The sequence below is a fragment of the Flavobacterium sp. genome, from assembly GCF_031363805.1.
Taxonomy (GTDB): domain Bacteria; phylum Bacteroidota; class Bacteroidia; order Flavobacteriales; family Flavobacteriaceae; genus Flavobacterium.
Genome location: NZ_JANLVD010000049.1, coordinates 12,962 through 32,368, shown reverse-complemented (window position 1 = coordinate 32,368; position 19,407 = coordinate 12,962). Strand labels below are relative to the sequence as shown.

Here is a 19,407-nt window from a genome sequence, read left to right as displayed (position 1 = left end):
CCATTTCCAATGAAGCTTTGCAAGAAGCCAAAACTAAAGCTGACAAAACGGCTATTGATGTTTTTGCTTCAAATTTGGGACAACTTTTATTAGCGCCACCATTGGGCGAAAAACGAATTTTGGCAATAGATCCAGGTTTCCGTTCGGGTTGCAAAATAGTTTGTTTGGACGAAAAAGGCGATTTGTTGTACAACGAAACCATTTATCCGCACGCGCCACAAAAGGAAGATGCAATGGCCATGAAAAAAATTCGTTCCATGGTCAATGCCTATAATATTGAAGCCATTTCAATAGGAAACGGAACGGCGAGTCGCGAAACCGAATTTTTTATTAAGAAAATTGCTTTCGATAAGCCCGTTCAAGTTTTTATAGTTTCAGAAGCTGGCGCATCGGTTTACTCGGCAAGCAAAATAGCCAGAGACGAATTCCCAAATTATGATGTCACGGTTCGTGGTTCGGTTTCAATTGGCAGAAGACTATCAGATCCATTGGCAGAATTGGTAAAAATAGATCCAAAATCAATAGGAGTAGGGCAATATCAGCACGATGTGGACCAGTCTAAATTAAAAGAAGAATTGGACGCAACAGTTATTCGATGCGTGAATTCCGTAGGCATAAATATCAACACGGCAAGCAAACATTTATTGAGTTATGTATCAGGAATTGGAGAAAAAATAGCCGAAAACATTGTCGCTTATCGTCAGGAAAATGGCGCTTTCGACGATAGAAAACAACTCAAAAAAGTACCACGGTTGGGCGACAAGGCATACCAGCAAGCGGTTGCTTTTATTAGAATTAAAGACGGAAAAAATCCGTTGGATAATTCTGCAGTACATCCAGAAGCGTATTCAATAGTAGAAAAAATGGCAAAAGATTTGAAATTGTCTGTGAATGATTTGATTGCAAATAAAGAAAAAACAGTACTAATAAAACCTGAAAATTATATTACACCAGAAATTGGTTTATTGACCTTGAAAGACATTATAAAAGAACTCGAAAAACCAGGATTGGATCCAAGAAAATCGGCTAAAGTTTTCGAATTTGATCCTAATGTAAAAACCATAAAAGACGTTCGAACTGGAATGATTTTGCCAGGAATTGTAAATAATATTACCGCATTTGGTTGTTTTGTCGATATTGGAACCAAAGAAAGTGGACTGGTTCATATTTCGCAACTCAAAGCCGGTTTTGTTTCTGATGTAAATGAAGTCGTAAAGTTACATCAACATGTGACTGTAAAAGTTACTGAAGTGGACGAAGATAGAAAACGAATTCAGTTGACAATGGTTTTGTAAAAAAGCGTATTTTTGTAATATATTATATTACTGTAAAAATGACAAATAAAGAAGTAAATATAGAGAACAATAACCATTCTTACTTACATTCGCTTGAAATAGATGGTATAAATTGTTTTAAAGACAAACAAACACTTGATTTGTCAGATGGAAATGGAAATTATTCTCCTTGGACAATTATTTTAGGTGATAATGGTACAGGTAAGACTACTTTATTAAAAGCACTAGATAGTATGCAACCAGTTACAGATGCAAGGGGCATAGGTGAGTCAGTAACATATCCTTCACGGTTTTTTCATTTTTTTAATAAATATAAACAGAGTGAAATCAAATTATTTATTAATTTGAACAATGAAATAATTTCATTTTCTTCACCAACAATTGAATTAAATGGAGTAAATTTTAAAAGCCACTTAGGTTCTATTAATAATTTTTTACTGTCCTATGGTGCTTCTAGAAGAATGAATAGAAAGGAAAACTTTGTAAAAGAAAATTTCACAATGACTTCGCTTTTTGACGAATCAATAGAATTAATAAATGCGGAAGAGTGGTTTTTGCAAAAAGAAATGATTTCTTTAAAAGCAGATCAAAAAACGAAAAAAAAATTTCAACGAGAATTCCAATCTGTTAAGAATATTTTAATAGATATTTTACCTGATGTCAATGATATTAGAGTAAAACCGATTAACGAAACCAATTTAAAACTTTTACTTGAAGTTCAAACTTCCTTTGGTTGGGTGAATTTAAGAGATTTAAGTTTTGGTTATCAAACCTTAACCGCTTTGATTGTTGATATAGCTTCAAAAATGATGGAACAATATCAAAATAGTGATAACCCATTAGAGGAACCTGTAATTATTTTAATTGACGAAATTGATTTGCACTTGCATCCTAAATGGCAAAGAATAGTTATAGACAAATTATCCGAGAACTTCCCTAAGGCTCAATTTATCGCTACTTCTCATAGTCCATTAATAGTGCAAGCAGCTCAAGACAAAGGAGCAAATATTGTCGTTTGTAGAAAAGAAGGAGACAAAGTAATTATTGACAATAATCCAGATGAAGTAAAAGGTTGGAGAATAGACCAAATTTTAACATCAGATTTGTTTGAAGCTGATAGTTCAAGGTCTATTGCAACTCAAGAAAATATAGACAACTACATTTCATTAAAAGGTAAAAAAGATTTATCTCCCAAAGAAAAAAATGAGTTTGACAAGTTGATTCCAAAAGTAAAAACTGCATTTTCGGAATCTGTTTTAGATGAAAAACTACTTCAATTTACCGAAAAATATTTAAAATGATTAGGGTAAATCGATTAGAAAAACCATCGATATTGGTTCAAAATGCAATTAGTTGGACTGAAAATTATTTGATTGCAAAATCAAATTATGAACAAAATAAAACTCCTGAAAACAAAAATATTTTTGAAAAAGCCGAAAAAAAGTACAATCACGAAACGGTAAAAACTGCTTTAAAATCAATGTTTCATAACAAATGTGCTTTTTGTGAAAGTAATATTACACAGGTTTATGCTGGAGATATTGAGCATTTTCGACCAAAATCAAAGTTTCCTGAATTTTGTTTTGAATGGGAAAATTTATTATTTGCTTGCAGTGTTTGCAATGGTAAATCGAACAAAGGAGATAAATTTCCATTAGAAAACGAAGGTGGATTTCTTATAGATCCCACTGAAGAAAATCCAAGTGATTTTTTTAGATTTGAATTTGACCAAGTGACAAAATTATTTTTGCTAATTCCAATAAACGAAAGAGGGGAAACGATGTTAAAAACGGTCAAACTGAATAGAGAAGATTTGGCTGAATTTAGAACCACTCAGTTAATGATAATTGTTAATTTGATTTCAAAAATTGAAATTACAGACGAAATAATTACCGAATTTTCAACTTTTTTTTCTGAGAAAGATCAATATTTTGCTTTTATTAAAACAATCATTGAAAAAGTAAAGTCTAAAATTTGATTTGATCAAATTTTAAAAATTCTAAAAGTTAATTATTGTTGTATACGAATTCTTTTAACGAAGGTGATGTAGTCTTAGATGTGATGTTTAAATTTCTTAAAATTCACTTTTAGATCGCCTCAAATAATTTTCCTGGTAAAGGTCTCATTACACCTTTTAACTCCATATTTAATAGTAATGAAGAAATTTTAAAAACAGGCAAATTGCATTCCAATGCAATAATATCCATGTGTTCTTTGCCATTTTTTTGCAAAAAATCGAAAACAATTTGTTCTTGTGGTTCAAGATTAACGAATAGTTGTTTCTGAACTGGTTTTTCCTTTTTTCCGATATCCCAATTTAAAATATAAACCAAATCTGCTGCCGAGTTTAGTAAATGTGCACGTTGTGTTTTGATCAAATTATTGCAACCTTGACTGTACTTGTCCGATGTTCTTCCTGGAACAGCAAAAACATCACGATTGTAATCGTTGGCTAAATTGGCTGTAATTAGCGAACCACCTTTATCGGCACTTTCAATTACAATTGTGGCTTCAGAAATTCCGGCTACAATTCTGTTTCTTCTCACAAAATTTTCACGTTCTGGATTTGAATTGCTCCAAAACTCGGTCATAAATCCACCATTTTTCTCCATTTTACTCATGTATTTTTTATGATTTTTTGGATAAATCTGGTTTAATCCATGAGCCAAAACACCTATGGTTTGTAAATTGTTTTCCATTGCAGCTTGGTGTGCCACTATATCAACGCCATAGGCAAAACCACTTACAATAATTGGATCAAGCGGTGCCAAATCTGACATTAATTTTTTGCAAAAATCAACACCGTAAGCCGTTACTTGTCTGGTGCCAACTATACTTATAATTCGTTTTTGTTTTAAATTTATATTTCCTGCTGTAAATAATAAAATCGGACCATCTATACAATGTTTTAATTTTTCTGGATAATCATCATCTTTAAAAAAAGAAACATTTATAGTATTGTTTAGAATGTATTTAAGTTCTATTTCGGCTTGACCAAAAACACTTTTATTTTTTAAATTATTCAATAGAACACTTCCAATGCCATCCACAGTTGCAAGTTGACTAGATTTTGCTTTAAATATGTCCTCGGCTGAGCCAAATTGATTGAGTAATTTTTTGGCCATAATATCGCCTATTCCTTCCACTTTTTGAAGTGATAATAAAAAATGTAACTCTGTATCTGTCATTGAATTTGAAAAAAATTATAAAATAAATTATATTTATTAACATCAGTTGTTAATAAAATTATTATTTTTGCTTATTATGAATATAGCCCATCATTTATCGCAACTATTATATCGTTATCAGTGTATTTCGGTGCCAGGTTTTGGTGCTTTTTTAACTGAAACTTTTCATGCAAACATACAAGAAAGTAACCATACTTTTTATCCACCAAAGAAAGTAATTTCTTTTAATGCTCATTTAAAAAACAACGACGGATTTTTGGCTAACCATATTTCCAATGCAGAAAAACTAACCTACGATGCAGCTTTACTATTAGTAGAAAAGGAAGTGTTGAATTGGCAATCTATATTGCAGAATAATGAAAGTATCATACTAAAAAACATTGGCGATCTTAGACAAAACTCTGAAGGGAATGTTATTTTTAGTCCATCTAATAGATTAAATTATTTAACAGATTCGTTTGGTTTGAGTTCATTTGTTTCGCCAGCAGTCAAAAGAACGCAATACAAAGAGCTTGTTGAAACTTTTGGTACTGTGGAGCTATTGCCTGTTGTTGAAGATGTTATAATTAATGATGAGGATTATCACGAAAACAGACGTTATATAAATCCATATTTAAAATATGCAGCCATTTTGGTTATGTCTCTGGGTGGTTTAGGTTTTGGATATGCCGCTTATATATCTCAAAATGAAAAAGCCGAAACACTTATTGTTCAAGCTGAAGCTCAAAAAGAGGTTCAAACTAAAATTCAAGAAGCCACATTTTTTATAGAAGTACCAGTTTTAAAAATTCCTGAAGAAAGTATTAAAAAAACATTTCCATTTCATATTATGGCAGGAGCATTTCGCAGCCTAAGAAATGCAACAAAAGAATGCAAAAATCTTACTTCAAAAGGATATGATGCAAGAATTCTGGATAAAAATAAACACGGTCTTTATCCAGTTGTTTATGGTAGTTTTTCCACAATTACAGAAGCTGAATATAGCATGAAACAAATTCAAGATTCTATCAATAAAGATGCTTGGCTTTTGATTAAAGAGTTTTAATTTTTAACGATATATATTTTAGACACTAATTCATGGATACTTTAATGTTCATGAATTAGTGTTTTTTATTTGTACTAATATTTTATCTTTGTAAAAATTTAAATAATGATGCAACCTAAATTTCCTTCAGAATCTTTGACCATACTAACAGATTTGGTTTTGCCAAGTGAAACAAATCCATTAAACAATCTTTTTGGAGGAGAACTTTTGGCCAGAATGGATAGAGCCGCTAGTATTTCTGCTAGAAGACATTCAAGAAGAATAACCGTTACCGCATCTGTAAATCATGTAGCATTTAATAGAGCCATCCCATTGGGAAGCGTTGTTACGGTTGAAGCTAAAGTTTCAAGAAGTTTCAAAAGCTCGATGGAAATTTTTATTGATGTTTGGGTCGAAGATAGAGAGTCTGGAAATCGTGCTAAAGCAAATGAAGCTATATATACTTTTGTTGCTGTAGACGAAACTGGTCGACCAGTTGAAGTTGCACCCATAATTCCAGAAACTGACGAAGAAAAATCTCGTTTTGAAGCTGCTTTGCGAAGAAAGCAATTAAGTCTGGTTTTGGCAGGAAAAATGAAACCTGCCGATGCAACAGAATTGAAAGCCTTGTTTGTGTAAATAATCAATCTTTTTACATATTCACAATCCAACTTTGTGGATTCAATTTGGTAGTATTCTGAAAAATTAAAAATTTCAGAATGGCTTTTCCAGTAAATGCATTAAAGAATACCTCGCCCAAAGCTTGTTTTGTAGCTACTTTATCGCCTCTTTTTACAAATACTTTCCCCATATTTGAATATGTTGTCGTATAATCTCCATGCCGAACCATGATGGTAGCATTTCCGTTGGTAGCCATTTGAACATCGCTTACTTCGCCTGAAAATACAGAACGTGCTTTTGCTCCTTTTTCTGCAGAGATTTCTATGCCGCTACTTTCAATCATAATAGATGGTTCTAGCGGATGAGGTTGTCTTCCAAATTTTTTAGTAAGCAAACCCTTTTCAACAGGCCAAGGTAAACTTCCTCTATTTGATTTAAAATCGTTTGCCAAAGCTTTTGCTTCTGGAGTCAATACGAAAGTTGTCGTGTTGGTAGTATTTCCAACTTTTTTATTGGCTGCAGCAATAGCTTCACGAATTAATCTATCTATTTGACGTTCAATAGATTTGGATTCTTTTTGCTTCTTTTTAATATCTGCAATTATCTTATTTTTATCTTTTTTAATCGAGTTTACAACAATTTGTTGTTCTTGTTTGGCTTTTTCTAGTTCCTTCTTTTCTTTCTCACCTTCCGCAATTAATTTCACTTTTTCTTGCTTTTGGACAGAAAGTTTGTTGTTGTAATTTTCTAGCTGATCAGTTTTGCTTTTAATTTCTTCGCCTTGCATTTTTCTGTAGCTTGAATATTGCTTCATGTATTGTGCACGTTTGTAGGCTTGTAAGAAATTTTCTGACGACAACAAAAACATTGCTTTGCTCTGTTCGGATCTGCTTTTATATGATTTGACAATCATTTTGGAATAATCCTCTTTCAGTACTTTTAAGTCCTTTTTTAAATTATTTACGTTAACTTGGTTAATGTACATGCTGTTGCCTAAAACTTTTGCTTGTTTGGCAGTCGTGTTTATTAGTTTCTGCTGCAAATTTATTTTTACAGTTTGCTGCACAATGACTCCAACCGCAGATTTCTCTTTCTTTTTTTCTTGTTTTAGCAACTGTTCTTGCATTCTAATTTCTTCCTGCAAACGGGCTTTTTGCGCCTCTAATTTACGCTGTCTGTCTTCTTCTTGACCCCAAGAAAGTGAAGTTGATAATAGCAATAAGTAGAAAATATATTTTAGCATTTAATTTATTTTAATTTGTTCATAACCATTTGGAACACTGTATGGATAAGTTAATTCTTCGTTGAAGGTAGCATTTTTATATTTCACTTCAATGGTAGTGGTTTTGTTTTCTTGATTTGCAAAAATAAGAAGTTCTCCGGGAATAACACTTTCTGGATAGCTTTTATAATTCGAATAATTCACTTTTAGAGTTCTTAAAGGTATTTTTTGGGTAATTTCTTGTGAATTCAACCAAAATGAATTGACATCGAACACAAAAGATTTTTTAAATTTTCCTTCTAAATTATCTTCCAATTTTGGCATGTTCTGATCCATTGTCAAAGTATATTTTCCTTCTGATAAATTATCGATAGTTTGCCCTAAAAGCATATTTTGAACTTTTTGAAAATTCAATTCGGTTCCAAGCCAATTACTTAAAGTTTTATAATCGCCTTCAAAAAATTTGCCGCTGGTTTTTTCGTAATATCTAACTTGCGTAGGTGTAATCATAGCTTTTGCGACTGTAAAACCTAGAAATTTTACACTCACCAAAATGATTTCATCTTTTTTAATCCGAATATCTGCAGATACATTTAAAGATTGTTTTGGATCTGAATAATCAACATCGGCTTTAAAATAAGCAGTTTTGAAATCACGTTTAACAGCATAATGGTTTTTAATTACGTTTTCCACCGATGCATTTGTTACGATTGAAGTATCCGGTTTTGAATCAATAACTTTTTGTTTTGATTTGCATGAAAAAAGTAGCGTTATTGACAATAAAAGCAAAATTACACGCATTATTTCTTTGTTTTTTTAAGGTTCTTGGCTTTTTCTGAATATTCAGCTGCTTTTTTATTATTTCCTGTTGCGGTAGCAGTTTGGGTTAACTGAATTAAAAAATCTATTTCAAGATTTACGTTTTCAACCACAAATTCTAATCCAGATTCTAGAAAATCCATTGCTATCTTATATTTTTTAAGTTCTTTGGAAGCTTTTCCAGCAAAGAAATAATATTCAGGTTGATTCGGATAAATATCAATTAAGTTGGATGCAGTTTTTTGAAGTTTTTCAAAATCTTTTATTTCTTCGTAGGATGCAAGTAAAAACAAGTTGGTTTCCAAATCTGTATCTTTCGCTTTTTCAAGGTTTTTAATAGCCAATTCCCAATTGTTTTTCTTGTAATAAAATTTTCCAACTTCTTTGTAAACATTAAATTCCGAATCATTTTCAAAATACGAAGTGGCTTTATTCAATTGTGTTTCGTAAGCTGGATTTTTCAAAACAAAAATTAAAAACTCATTGTACATTTTGAATTTTATTTTTTTATCTATTTTATTACTATTTAAAACAATGTCCAGTGATTTTGAAGCATTTTCCGCTCTATTTTCATTGATGTGGTATTTGAATAGAAACACATGAGCCCAATCTGAAGTTGGTATGTTTTTTTGTAATTTCTCGGCTATTTGACGCGCTTTTTCCTCTTCATTATTATCCGAATACAAATAAATTAAGGAAAGATAATTCTCTTCTATTAAAGGTGTTTTATCAATGGCTTTTTCCAATTCATTTTTGCCAAAAAGTTGCTTTTTATTTTGAGATAAAATTTCAAGTTTGTATCTGTCTCTCATTTCAGAATTTCCAACATCTTGGTCAAGTTCGTTTATTAGAACCAAAGCTTTGTCATTTTGTTGCGTGTAAATGTAAAGCGATACCAAATCGTCTCTATATTTTTTATCAAAAGGAATTATTTTTTGTGCAATTAAAACTGCTTGGTTGTAATTTTTGGTTTCATAATACACATCGTATAAACCTATTAAATACCATTTATTTTTATTGTCAAATTGCGTTGCTTTTAAATAGGAAGCTTCTGCGTTTGAATAGTCTTTTTTAAAAAAATAATTTTTGCCCAATTCATGATAAATAACCGCATTGTCAGGTTGAGTTTTTAAACATTTTTCTAAAGAAATAATTGCTTTGTCATAGTTTTCAATTCCTTTCTGAATTAGAGATTCATAATAAGACTCTTCAAATTCATTTTTATCCAATGCCACATCTTCTGGCTCGACTTGAGCCACTAAACAATCTGTATTGCTTAGCAAAAGTGTAAAAATTAAGATATGAACTATTTTTTTCATTTATTTTTTTAAATACTTGATAAATTGTATTCTTTTTTAACCACATAGTTTATAATAGAAAGATAATTATTCTTAAAGAATATTATAGAAAATTTCATTTTACACATAGTACTATGAAATCATTTGTTGAGCAAAGCGACTTATAATAAATATTTTCTAGAAATCTATGTGATTAAAAATATTATAAAACCTTTTTATTTACTCCAAAACCGAATAATCTCCAATACTTATGCTAGTAAAATTCCCGTCGAAACTCGCATGATTTCCTATCATGGCATTGTCCAATTTTGCATTTTTGATGTGTGCGTGTGTTTGTACCAAACTATTTTTGATAGTACTTTCTATAACGTGTGTTCCTTTTCCCAAAGATACATTTGGACCTACGGTTGCGTTTATTAAAACGACATCATCTGCAATAAAACACGGCGGAATAATGGTTGAATTCTCTAATTTCACATTATGTGAAACTAAATTTTTTCCATCCTGATGTAAAAATCCCAACAATCTTGAATTGGTATCGACAGTTACATTTTTGTTTCCACAATCCATCCACTCATCCACTTTGCCAGGCACAAATTTCATGCCTTTTATTTTCATGTTTTCTAAACCATCTGTAAGCTGGTATTCGCCTCCTTTTACAACGTTGTTGTCTAGTAAATATTGCAGTTCAGAACGCAATGCTTCGCCAGATTTGAAGTAATAAATTCCTATAATAGCCAAATCTGAAACAAAATCCTTTGGTTTTTCTACGAAATCTACAATTTGATTGTTTTCGTTTAGTTTTACTACACCAAAAGCACTTGGATCTTCGACTTGTTTTACCCAAATTACACTGTCAGCAGAAGTGTCGAGTGTAAAATCTGCTCTAAAAAGCGTGTCTGCATAGGCAACAACAATTGGTCCTTGCATGGATTTCTTGGCACACATAATGGCGTGGGCAGTTCCTAAAGCTTCATTTTGGTAATAAATTGTTCCTTTTGATCCGAGTTTTTCGGCAATGGCTATTAAATCTTCTTCGACTTTATTGCCAAAATCTTTGTGAATGATAAAAGCTATTTCATCGATTTTTTGATTGATGACACCAGCAATATCCTCGACAAGTCTGTGTACAATTGGTTTTCCTGCAATTGGAATTAATGGTTTTGGAATCGTAAGTGTATGTGGGCGAAGGCGTGAACCACGACCAGCCATTGGAACTATAATTTTCATATTTTTTATTTATTTTTGATTGAAAGATTGAAAGATTGAAAGATTTTGAGATTACGGATTATAATAATTTTTATGTTCAAAATGATACTTGTTCTTAAATTCTTAAATTTTTTAATCTTTCAATCCTTAAATTATTTAACTCCAGTACTTCCAAAACCACCTTCACCACGTTTGGTGTTGGATAGTTCTTTTACTTCTGTCCAATCTGCTCGTTCGTGTTTTGCGATTATCATTTGTGCTATTCGCTCTCCATTTTGGATTGTAAAAGGATCATTGGATAAATTTACTAAAATTACGCCAATTTCTCCGCGATAATCGGCATCTATTGTACCTGGCGCATTTAAAACTGTAATTCCGTTTTTGTATGCCAAACCACTTCTTGGTCTAATTTGAGCCTCGAATCCTACTGGTAACTCAATGAAAAGTCCAGTTGGAATAATGGTTCTTTCCAGTGTTTCCAATGTAATTGGTTCCTGTATAAATGCCCGCAAATCCATTCCTGCCGAAGCTATGGTTTCATAGCTTGGTAGTGGATGACTTGATTTGTTATTGATTTTTATTTCCATTTTTTAAAATAATTCTGATGGTGTTGAAAATGTTGCTTTAGCCGTGATGGTAGCGGAAAGCCTTTTGAGATTTCATTGTAATTTTCTTGGCATAAAAAAGCGACCTCAGGAAGCTCTTTTTGTGACTTAGAAAAAACAAATGAAATGAAAAAAGCTTGCAGCGAACAGCGCGAATAGCTCCTAATTTCTCTTTAAAATTTTTAAAATTAATTGTTTTTCATTTCGGTAAATATAATATCCAAATAGCGAAAGTGCAAATATTCCGAAAATATAACTTTCTCGGAATTTTGGAACGTAAAATGAGAGCGCCGAAAGTGCTATGGAAATTCCTAAATAGGCTCCAATTTTATTTATTTCGTAAGGAATTGGGTATTTTTTCTGACCGAGATAATATGACATTAACATCATGCTTCCGTAGGCAGCGATTGTTGCTATGGCTGAACCATAATAGCTAAATTTTGGTATTAAAATCCAATTTAATGCCAATGTGATTATTGCTCCTGTAATGGAAATGTAAGCTCCAATTTTGGTTTTGTCGATAATTTTGTACCAAACGGAAAGATTGGTATAAATGCCTAGAAAAAAATTGGCAAGAATAATAAGTGGCACTACTTTCATAGCGTTCCAATAGCTAGGATTTGGAACCAGTAATACTTTTAGTATATCAATAAAAACAATAACGAATAGCAATATGAATGATCCAGCAATTACAAAATATTTGGTGATGGTTGCATAGGTTTGCGGTGCATTCTCTTGAATGGATTGACTGAAGAAAAACGGTTCAATCCCTAGTGTGTACGCTGTGCGAAACAATACCATAAACATGCCTATTTTGTAACAAGCGGAATAGGCTCCAATGTCTGATTTGGAAACATGAAACCAATCTAATAATATTTTGTCGAAATGTTCATTGATAGCAAATCCTATTCCTGCAACGAGAATGGGCAAGCCGTATTGCAACATTTTTTTCCAAAGCTTGGTATCGAAATGCCATTTCATTTTGAAATAGTTGGGTGAGAGTACCAAAAATGTAAGTAGACTAGCTATCAAATTGGACACAAATATGTAGCCTACTTCAAAATTTTCAAAATAGATGGTATGGAAAAAACTATTTGGATTCGATGCGATTTTTGGTAATAAAATTAAAAAGAATAGGTTGAGTAGAAAATTAATTCCTACGTTTCCTATTTTGATTAAGGCGTAAGCCATTGGTTTTTTTTCTGCTCGAAGCTTTGAAAAAGGAATGGTAGCCAGTGCGTCGAGTACCAATATCCAAATCGTGTAGGTGATGTAGTGGACGTTTATATTGGACCAATCTGAAAGTGTATTTCTAAACAAAAGTGTTATAAAAAGAAATGCTATTGAGGTCCAAAATATTGAGATGGTGGCGGTTGAGGTGACATTTTTTTTGTTTTGCTCTAGATTATAAAACCTAAAAAAGGCAGTTTCCATTCCGTAGGAAAGTACCACATTGAAAAAAACCAAATAGGCAAACACAATGGAAACATCTGCAAATTCTTGTTTGGGCAAAACTTTTGTGTAGAGTGGATTAAGTAAAAAACTAATCATTCTTGGTAAAACCGTGGCTAAACCGTAAATTAACGTTTGTTTGAAAAGCGATTTATATAGACTCAATTTTTTATGTTTACCGCGAATTTGCGAATTTTATATCAATTATTTTTGTTATTCTTTAGTAAATTAAAATAATTCGCGAATTTGCGGTTATAAAATTTTAAAGCAAAAGTAATTAATTTCTTGGTCTTGCAGAAGGATAGGCAAGAAGTTCTTTTTCTTTAATATTTTGAATTTTTACTTTGACTACTTTTTCATTTTTGACAAATTCTAAAATAGCTTCGTTTGGTTGAATATTAGTTTTTTTATTTTTTACTTCGGGTGCTTTGTTTCCATATTCTTTTTGAGGGTCGGAATCCATAATAATGTCAGAATTTGGTTTTTGATGAAAACGGGCTATAAAATTGGTTGTGTCTTCTGCTTCAAATACAGCTTCTTGATTTTGAAAATAAATTTTTTTTAATTCTGTATTTTTTGGTAAAGCCGATTTAAATTTAATATGAAAATCTATGCCGCTTCCAGTTTGTTCTTGTCCGCCAATCCATTTTTGATAGTAAACCTCTTCGATTGCTGATGGAAGTTTTTCTTGTAGTTCCATTGTTCCAGCTTTTTGATTGCAATTTTGGGTTAAGAAAATAGAAAATAGTAAGATTATTGTTTTCATTTTTGGAATGCGGATTTATAGGTCTCATTTTTAGTTTAAAACTATGCACTTTAGTGCATTTACCCTTTCATACTCTAAAAAATTCAACACAAATTTCACTAATTATCACGAATTAATTTGTGTAAATTAGTGAAATTCGTGTCGAACTTATTACTCTTCTTTTGGAGCGGCAAAATAAACTTGTTTTTCAGTTTCTTTTGGTTCTGGAATATCTTCTTCGGTAAAAGTTTTCAGGATTTCTGGTGTAATTTTTTCAAGTTTTATAATTCTGTTGGCTTGGTTTTGAACGCATTTTTCGAATAAATTCCGAATGACACGAGCATTTCCAAAACCATCATCTTTCTTGGCATACAACAAATCAAACGTGTCTTTAAGTTTTTCTATTGCGTCTTCAGTCAAAATAAAATCAGATTTTTTGCAGAAACTTTCAAAAATTGTAAACAACTCTGTGGGCTTAAAATGTTCAAACTGAAAGTAACGGTTAAATCTGGATCGCAATCCAGGGTTGGATTCTATAAAAGTTTTCATAGGTTCGGTATATCCAGCGACTACAACTGCCAAATCATCGCGGTGGTCTTCCATTCGTTTGAGCATTGTATTTACAGCTTCAGAACCATAATCATTTCCAAAACTATTAGCCGTTAAAGCGTAGGCTTCGTCAATAAATAAAACGCCACCTTTGCTTTCTTGAACCGCTTTGTCGACTTTGCTTGCGGTTTGACCTACAAAACCAGCAACCATTCCTTCGCGATCGGTTTCATACATTTGACCAATAGACAAAAATCCTAAATGTTTGAATATTCTACTCAATAATCTGGCTACTGATGTTTTTCCTGTTCCTGGTGGTCCAAGAAAAACAGTATGCAATGCAATTTCTATATTTTTTAATCCTTCAACTGAACGTTTTTTCTGAATTTCAAGTAAATTGACTAGTTCGTTGATGTCTTTTTTTACATTTTCCAATCCGACCAATTCGTTGAGTTCTTCAAGTACTTTTTCTAAAGTATCATCTGTTGGCGGAAAACTCACTTGACTATTTGCATTTTGGGTTGTGGTTGATGGCGAAAGTATTTCTTTTAATTCTGGTGTTTTTTCTACTTCTAAATTGTATGAAAATTGTATAAATTTTTGAAAATGAACAGTTATTTCTTCTAATTTTGGATGTTTAATTTCTGATAAAACCGAAATTAAAAAATTGGTTTGAATACTATTTTGTGGAATTATTTGATTCTGATTTCGAATTTTTTTCAAATTCTCTCGAAATTCTGAAGTTGAAACTAATTTGTTTAATGTATTGATTGCTTTTTCGTCAGCAAAATGGCTGTTTCGCAAAGCATCATAATAGTAAGCAAAGGCAAAAAGTGATTTTTCTGTTTCTAAATTCGCTTTTTTTTCATAAATGGAAATAATATCCGACAGGAAAAATTGTTGTGTTTTAAATAGAAAACTATTGGCATTATTTGGATTTACTTTGGCATTTATCTTTTGAATAAAAACGGCATCTTTGTTTAGTTCTTCGCAAATGACTAATAAAGAGGTAGTTTCTTTTTTTAGTTCTTGAACAAATGTTTGATTGAAAAAAGTTTTGTCCACATTGATTTCGCCTTCAATATATTCTTTGATGGAAAGGAATGATTCTTCTAGGATTGATATTGGGTTCCGTTTTTTCAAATTAAATTTTTTAGAATTAAACCTAACAGGTTCTGAAAACCTGTTAGGAATAAATTACGATATCATCATTTGATGCACAATCTCTTTATATAATTTTCTATGGTCTTCACCATATTCCTTCCAAGCCAATCCCATATCGCGCAAATCATACTTGGCAACCACGGTTCCATAGTCTTTTTTGTCTCCATTTAAGGTTGGAAAACCTATTACATAAATAGATTGGGATAATTCTATAGCTAATTTAATATCATGAGTAGAAAACAAAAGCGTGTTGTATTCGGATGTTTCGTTAAGCAAATCGAATGCTTTTTTAACTTCTTCAATATTCCCAACATCCAGACCAGAGAATGGTTCATCCATAATAATGAATTGATCAGATGAAAACAACTGTTCTATAATGGCTGTTCGTTGTCTTTGACCGCCAGAAAGTTCATTTGGATATTTATCCACACAAGTTTCAAGTCCCCATTTATGAACGTAATCTTTTATTTTTTTGTCTTTTTCGGTTTGTGACAAATCTGTTTTTCTCAAAGCAAATTGCAAAGATTGTGTCACAGTTTTGTGCCTGAAAAGCGTGTATTTCTGATCGACAAAACCAATATCACCTTCCTTAACGGGTTTGGCTGCATTGGCTTCTTGACTTAAAAAATCTTTGATTAAAATTTTGCCAGTATGCGGCTCAACCAATCCTGTTAAAGCCTTGAAAAACGTAGATTTTCCGCGACCCGATCTTCCTACTATGGCTATGGTTTGCCCAGTATTTTCAACTCCAGCTCTAACCACGTCTTTTTCAATAAGAGTAATATCTTTTATAATTATTTTGTCATCATAAGCTACGCTTAAATTTTCGACATACAAAAGTGCTTCTTTATAACTGTGTTCCATAATTATATTTTTGAATATCTAAAAATTGCTTTTCTCAAGAAATTGATGCTAAAATCTAATGCCAAACCTATTAATAAAATAATAATCTGTAAAGCAATTATTCTAGAATGGTTAGAAAACTTTTCGGAGTTTTTTATCAAAAACCCCAATCCTCCAGCCGCGGCAAGTGTAGATTCTACCGTAACCAACATCATCCAAGTGATGGCAAGATTCTGACGAATTACATCTATAACGTAATCTATTCTTCCTAAAATAATAACTTGCCAAAGCACTTCAAAACGGGAGCATTTTAAGGTTTTGGCGTGGTCAAATTCTTCTTGTGGAATCGATGCAATTACAGAAATTAACGATGTGGTTAAAAATGTGGTTAAGAAAATCACCAAAATCCAAATTTGCATATTTCTTGCATCGTGAACCACGTAGGTGATGTACAATGTTAATCCCGCCAAAGGTAAAAATCTAAATTTTGTAATAAACTCTGCTATCGGTTTGAAAACAGGAATTGGCCAAGAATAAGCAAAAAGCATAGAAGCTACCACCGCAATTGAAATTGAAATGAAGCACAGCGCCAGCGAACTAAACACATGCACCACCAATCCTTCTTGAAATAGTTCAGAAAAACTCTGAAAAACTTGAGATGGTGAAGGAAAAAGGTGCTTTTGACCAGAGGTTGTAATAAACCAAAGTGCAATTAGTAACACAATCCATACCACCAAAATGATGGTTTTTTTGGATTTTGAAATACTTTCGAAAGGAGTGAAAAGTTTTTTCATTTAAAAAAGGGTTTAAAGTTGCAAAGCCACAAAGTTACAAAGCCTTACACGAAGAGTTCAAAACATAAGCTTTTGACTTTGTAACTTTGAACCTTTGCAACTTTTGCGCTTTAATTATTTCAAGAACGTTACCACAACGCGTCTGTTTTGTGCTTTTCCAGATTCAGAACTGTTGTCTGCAACAGGCTCATTGGCACCTTTTCCATCAATCATTTGGAAACGATTTTCAGGGATTCCTTTGTTTTTTAAATAATCAACAACGGCTTGTGCGCGTCCTTTTGATAAAGCTACATTTGAATCGGCTTTTCCAACATTATCAGTATGTCCTACAATAGTTAGTTTAGAATTTTCGGCCTGAATTAGTAAATTATATATTTTCTCTAAATCTTTATTCGAATTATTTTGAATGGCTGAGCTTCCTGAACCGAAATTAATTTTCCATTCGCCCGAAGCCATAACTTCGGTAGATTGTTTTGAATAATCTGCTTTGTCTGCAGTAGTTGATTCAATATCATTGATGTTTTTTAGGAAATATAGATTTACGGCATCTTCATAAGCTACCACTTTGCCTACATTTTCATTAAATCCGAATGGATTCAATTCTGTCAAATAACCAGATACTTGATTGTAAACCGATTTATAACGATTCACACCATCAGACATTCCAAAATATTGCATACCATCAGCATAATTAAATACTTTTGATCCGCCCATATTGTACGTCAAACCTGCTTTTGTGCCTTGTTGTCCTTTGAACATTTTGTACCAATAGTCAGCATTTTCAATTTGGTATGTTGTTGCTACAGCTTCTGAAGCACGAACCATCCAATCGTCATAGTTTTTCATTTGGTTCGAAGCCGTTAATGCTGATTTTAAAATATTGGATACAATTTCTGGGTTTTTTGTAGCCCATTCTTTTACTCCAATTAAAACTGCTGGCATTTGATTGTTGAACTCTCTGGTAGAAACAATATCTACGAAACCGGATAATTTGTCGAAAACTGTTTTGTCGCCAGGAGTCCAAGTCGCACAACCGTCGATTTTTCTGTTTACTGATTTTCCAGTTAGTTTTCCATTGCTTACTTCTTTTAAAGAAACTGTCCAACCTGTGGTTTGAGATTTGATTAATTCTTCTGCCGATTTTATATAATCGTCATTTTCTGAAGGATAAATATTTACCGCATCTTTATCATAAGTTGCTGGATCTGGATTTACTTTTAGTCCATTTGCGAAGCAATAATTTACGGTAGTAACCCAGTCGCCATCGCCTAAAACCGCAGAAATTAATGCGCCTTTCATCGATTTTGGATCAGATTTCCAGCTTGGTGGCCCGATTAATTTGTCTTCGCCATAACTCATTCCGATAACGCCCATTACTTGTACATGGTATTTGTCTTTACCATATTTTTCGTCTAATGATTTTTGCGTTGAACTGATGTAAAATGGTGCGCCGTCGCCCATAATCATGATTCCAAAAGCACTTTTGTCGGATGTTGGAAATGCTTCGCCTTTATCAAATTCTTCAATAAATTTCATTTGCATTACGGTCAATTCTTTCAACCAGTCCTGGCGAATGATTTCAAGATTGACACCATTTTTCTCCATTAAAGAACCTTTGGTCGTTTTTGGACCTCCGTTTGCTACAATCATTCCTGAAGTGGCATTCCAAGCATATCCCGCGATTCTAACTTTTGGTTTGCTGCTTACTTCAGAGGAAACATCTTTGGTTGGAAGTGCAATTTTTTCTGCATTGGTCACATTATTTACATCGGCAGAATTTAATTCTATTCCAGTTAATTGCTTTGAAACTGCAGTTTTAATTCCTGGAGAAATAAAATATATTGCACCTAGTATAGCACCTATTCCACCTACAACAATTAATAATTCTGAAAACGTAGTCAGTTTTGTTGTTCTTAAAATTTTTCCCATTTTATATTTAGTTTTGTTTTTATTATTGTTAATCTTGATCCATTAGAATGACTATTTTTTCAGACAATAAGCTCTTAAAAACATATGTAAGAGCAGAATAATCATTACTTTTGTTTAAAGTAGTTATTAATTTATCAGGAATATTATCCCAAAAATCATCTTCTAAATTGTTCATTAATTCAGGGGTAATTGATTTTTTGAATAGTTTTTTCCCCTTACCATCAGGTGCTAAAGAATTAAAAAATGGTTTTGATCCGAAACCAATGAACTTTGCATAATCTCCATCCAAACAAGGCCATTCAAAACCTTGCCAAGCAATTAATTGTGGAGTAGCTTTCTCTAATTCTTTTGTTTTTTTATTAGCAATTTCAATTATTTCTTTTTCATCTAAACCTTTATTAATATCTCTTAACTGAAGAATAAGACTTGAAATATCAGCCTCATTTAATGATATATCTCTATCGTAGATTTTCTTGTTAAAAATACAATTTGGACAAATATGATTTATTTTTTCTAAACCATAAAAAGTTGAATTAAAACAAACTATTAATGATTTACAAATTTGACACTCTACCTTATCTTTCGTAAAAGATGATAGATTATTATAATTTTCGAAATATTTAAAATCCATTGGTATGTTTTTATTTTGA

General features: G+C 32.1%; 18 protein-coding genes. 5 read left to right on the top strand and 13 right to left on the bottom strand.

Annotated features, from left to right (window positions below):
- From RMN92_RS02850 to RMN92_RS02840, 3 genes are all read left to right on the top strand, one after another.
- Positions 1–1,295: helix-hairpin-helix domain-containing protein (locus RMN92_RS02850; protein ID WP_309607948.1), on the top strand; the 1,295-nt coding region annotated here is incomplete at its 5' end.
- 38 nt (positions 1,296–1,333) lie between these two features.
- A complete protein-coding gene (locus RMN92_RS02845) occupies positions 1,334–2,596 on the top strand; it encodes an ATP-binding protein (protein ID WP_309607947.1) in 1,263 nt (420 codons plus the stop codon).
- Positions 2,593–3,273, top strand: a complete 681-nt coding sequence (locus RMN92_RS02840; RefSeq protein WP_309607946.1) for a hypothetical protein — start codon at positions 2,593–2,595, stop codon at positions 3,271–3,273. The genes RMN92_RS02845 and RMN92_RS02840 overlap by 4 nt, the downstream gene beginning before the upstream one ends.
- Positions 3,274–3,382: 109 nt before the next feature.
- Here RMN92_RS02840 and dprA read toward each other — a convergent pair whose 3' ends face one another.
- Entirely contained in the window at positions 3,383–4,483 is a 1,101-nt protein-coding gene (gene dprA, locus RMN92_RS02835) for a DNA-processing protein DprA (RefSeq protein ID WP_309607945.1), read from the bottom strand.
- A 76-nt stretch (positions 4,484–4,559) separates the two neighbouring features.
- Between dprA and RMN92_RS02830 the strand changes: the two genes are divergently transcribed.
- Entirely contained in the window at positions 4,560–5,528 is a 969-nt protein-coding gene (locus tag RMN92_RS02830; protein ID WP_309607944.1) for an SPOR domain-containing protein, read from the top strand.
- Between the two features lie 108 nt (positions 5,529–5,636).
- Positions 5,637–6,146 carry an acyl-CoA thioesterase gene (locus RMN92_RS02825; RefSeq protein ID WP_309607950.1) on the top strand — a complete coding sequence of 170 codons (510 nt, stop codon included), beginning with the start codon at positions 5,637–5,639 and terminating at the stop codon, positions 6,144–6,146.
- Positions 6,147–6,159: 13 nt separating this feature from the next.
- Here the strand turns inward: RMN92_RS02825 and RMN92_RS02820 are convergent, their stop codons facing one another.
- The 12 genes from RMN92_RS02820 to RMN92_RS02765 form a co-directional block, all read right to left on the bottom strand.
- On the bottom strand, positions 6,160–7,371 hold the full coding sequence (locus RMN92_RS02820; RefSeq protein WP_309607943.1) for a M23 family metallopeptidase: 1,212 nt from the start codon (positions 7,369–7,371) through the stop codon (positions 6,160–6,162).
- Positions 7,372–8,151 carry a DUF4292 domain-containing protein gene (locus RMN92_RS02815; protein ID WP_309607942.1) on the bottom strand — a complete coding sequence of 260 codons (780 nt, stop codon included), beginning with the start codon at positions 8,149–8,151 and terminating at the stop codon, positions 7,372–7,374.
- Positions 8,151–9,488 carry a cytochrome C biosynthesis protein gene (locus tag RMN92_RS02810; RefSeq protein ID WP_309607941.1) on the bottom strand — a complete coding sequence of 446 codons (1,338 nt, stop codon included), beginning with the start codon at positions 9,486–9,488 and terminating at the stop codon, positions 8,151–8,153. Before RMN92_RS02810 ends, RMN92_RS02815 begins: the two co-directional genes overlap by 1 nt.
- Before the next feature lie 198 nt (positions 9,489–9,686).
- Positions 9,687–10,697 carry a nucleotidyltransferase family protein gene (locus RMN92_RS02805; RefSeq protein ID WP_309607940.1) on the bottom strand — a complete coding sequence of 337 codons (1,011 nt, stop codon included), beginning with the start codon at positions 10,695–10,697 and terminating at the stop codon, positions 9,687–9,689.
- Between the two features lie 131 nt (positions 10,698–10,828).
- On the bottom strand, positions 10,829–11,263 hold the full coding sequence (dut, locus tag RMN92_RS02800) for a dUTP diphosphatase (RefSeq protein WP_309607939.1): 435 nt from the start codon (positions 11,261–11,263) through the stop codon (positions 10,829–10,831).
- A 180-nt stretch (positions 11,264–11,443) separates the two neighbouring features.
- Positions 11,444–12,898, bottom strand: a complete 1,455-nt coding sequence (locus tag RMN92_RS02795; protein ID WP_309607938.1) for a polysaccharide biosynthesis C-terminal domain-containing protein — start codon at positions 12,896–12,898, stop codon at positions 11,444–11,446.
- A gap of 112 nt (positions 12,899–13,010) precedes the next feature.
- A complete protein-coding gene (locus tag RMN92_RS02790; RefSeq protein WP_309607937.1) occupies positions 13,011–13,499 on the bottom strand; it encodes a hypothetical protein in 489 nt (162 codons plus the stop codon).
- A 150-nt stretch (positions 13,500–13,649) separates the two neighbouring features.
- Positions 13,650–15,170 carry an AAA family ATPase gene (locus RMN92_RS02785; RefSeq protein ID WP_309607936.1) on the bottom strand — a complete coding sequence of 507 codons (1,521 nt, stop codon included), beginning with the start codon at positions 15,168–15,170 and terminating at the stop codon, positions 13,650–13,652.
- Positions 15,171–15,224: 54 nt separating this feature from the next.
- Positions 15,225–16,055: an ATP-binding cassette domain-containing protein gene (locus RMN92_RS02780; RefSeq protein ID WP_309607935.1), complete on the bottom strand. Its 831-nt coding sequence runs from the start codon at positions 16,053–16,055 to the stop codon at positions 15,225–15,227.
- A 2-nt stretch (positions 16,056–16,057) separates the two neighbouring features.
- A complete protein-coding gene (locus RMN92_RS02775) occupies positions 16,058–16,828 on the bottom strand; it encodes a hypothetical protein (RefSeq protein WP_309607934.1) in 771 nt (256 codons plus the stop codon).
- Positions 16,829–16,942: 114 nt separating this feature from the next.
- Positions 16,943–18,757 (bottom strand): OmpA family protein, encoded by a 1,815-nt coding sequence (locus RMN92_RS02770; protein ID WP_309607933.1) that lies wholly within the window; start codon positions 18,755–18,757, stop codon positions 16,943–16,945.
- A gap of 28 nt (positions 18,758–18,785) precedes the next feature.
- Positions 18,786–19,388 carry a CbrC family protein gene (locus RMN92_RS02765; RefSeq protein ID WP_309607932.1) on the bottom strand — a complete coding sequence of 201 codons (603 nt, stop codon included), beginning with the start codon at positions 19,386–19,388 and terminating at the stop codon, positions 18,786–18,788.
- Between the last annotated feature and the right edge of the window lie 19 nt (positions 19,389–19,407).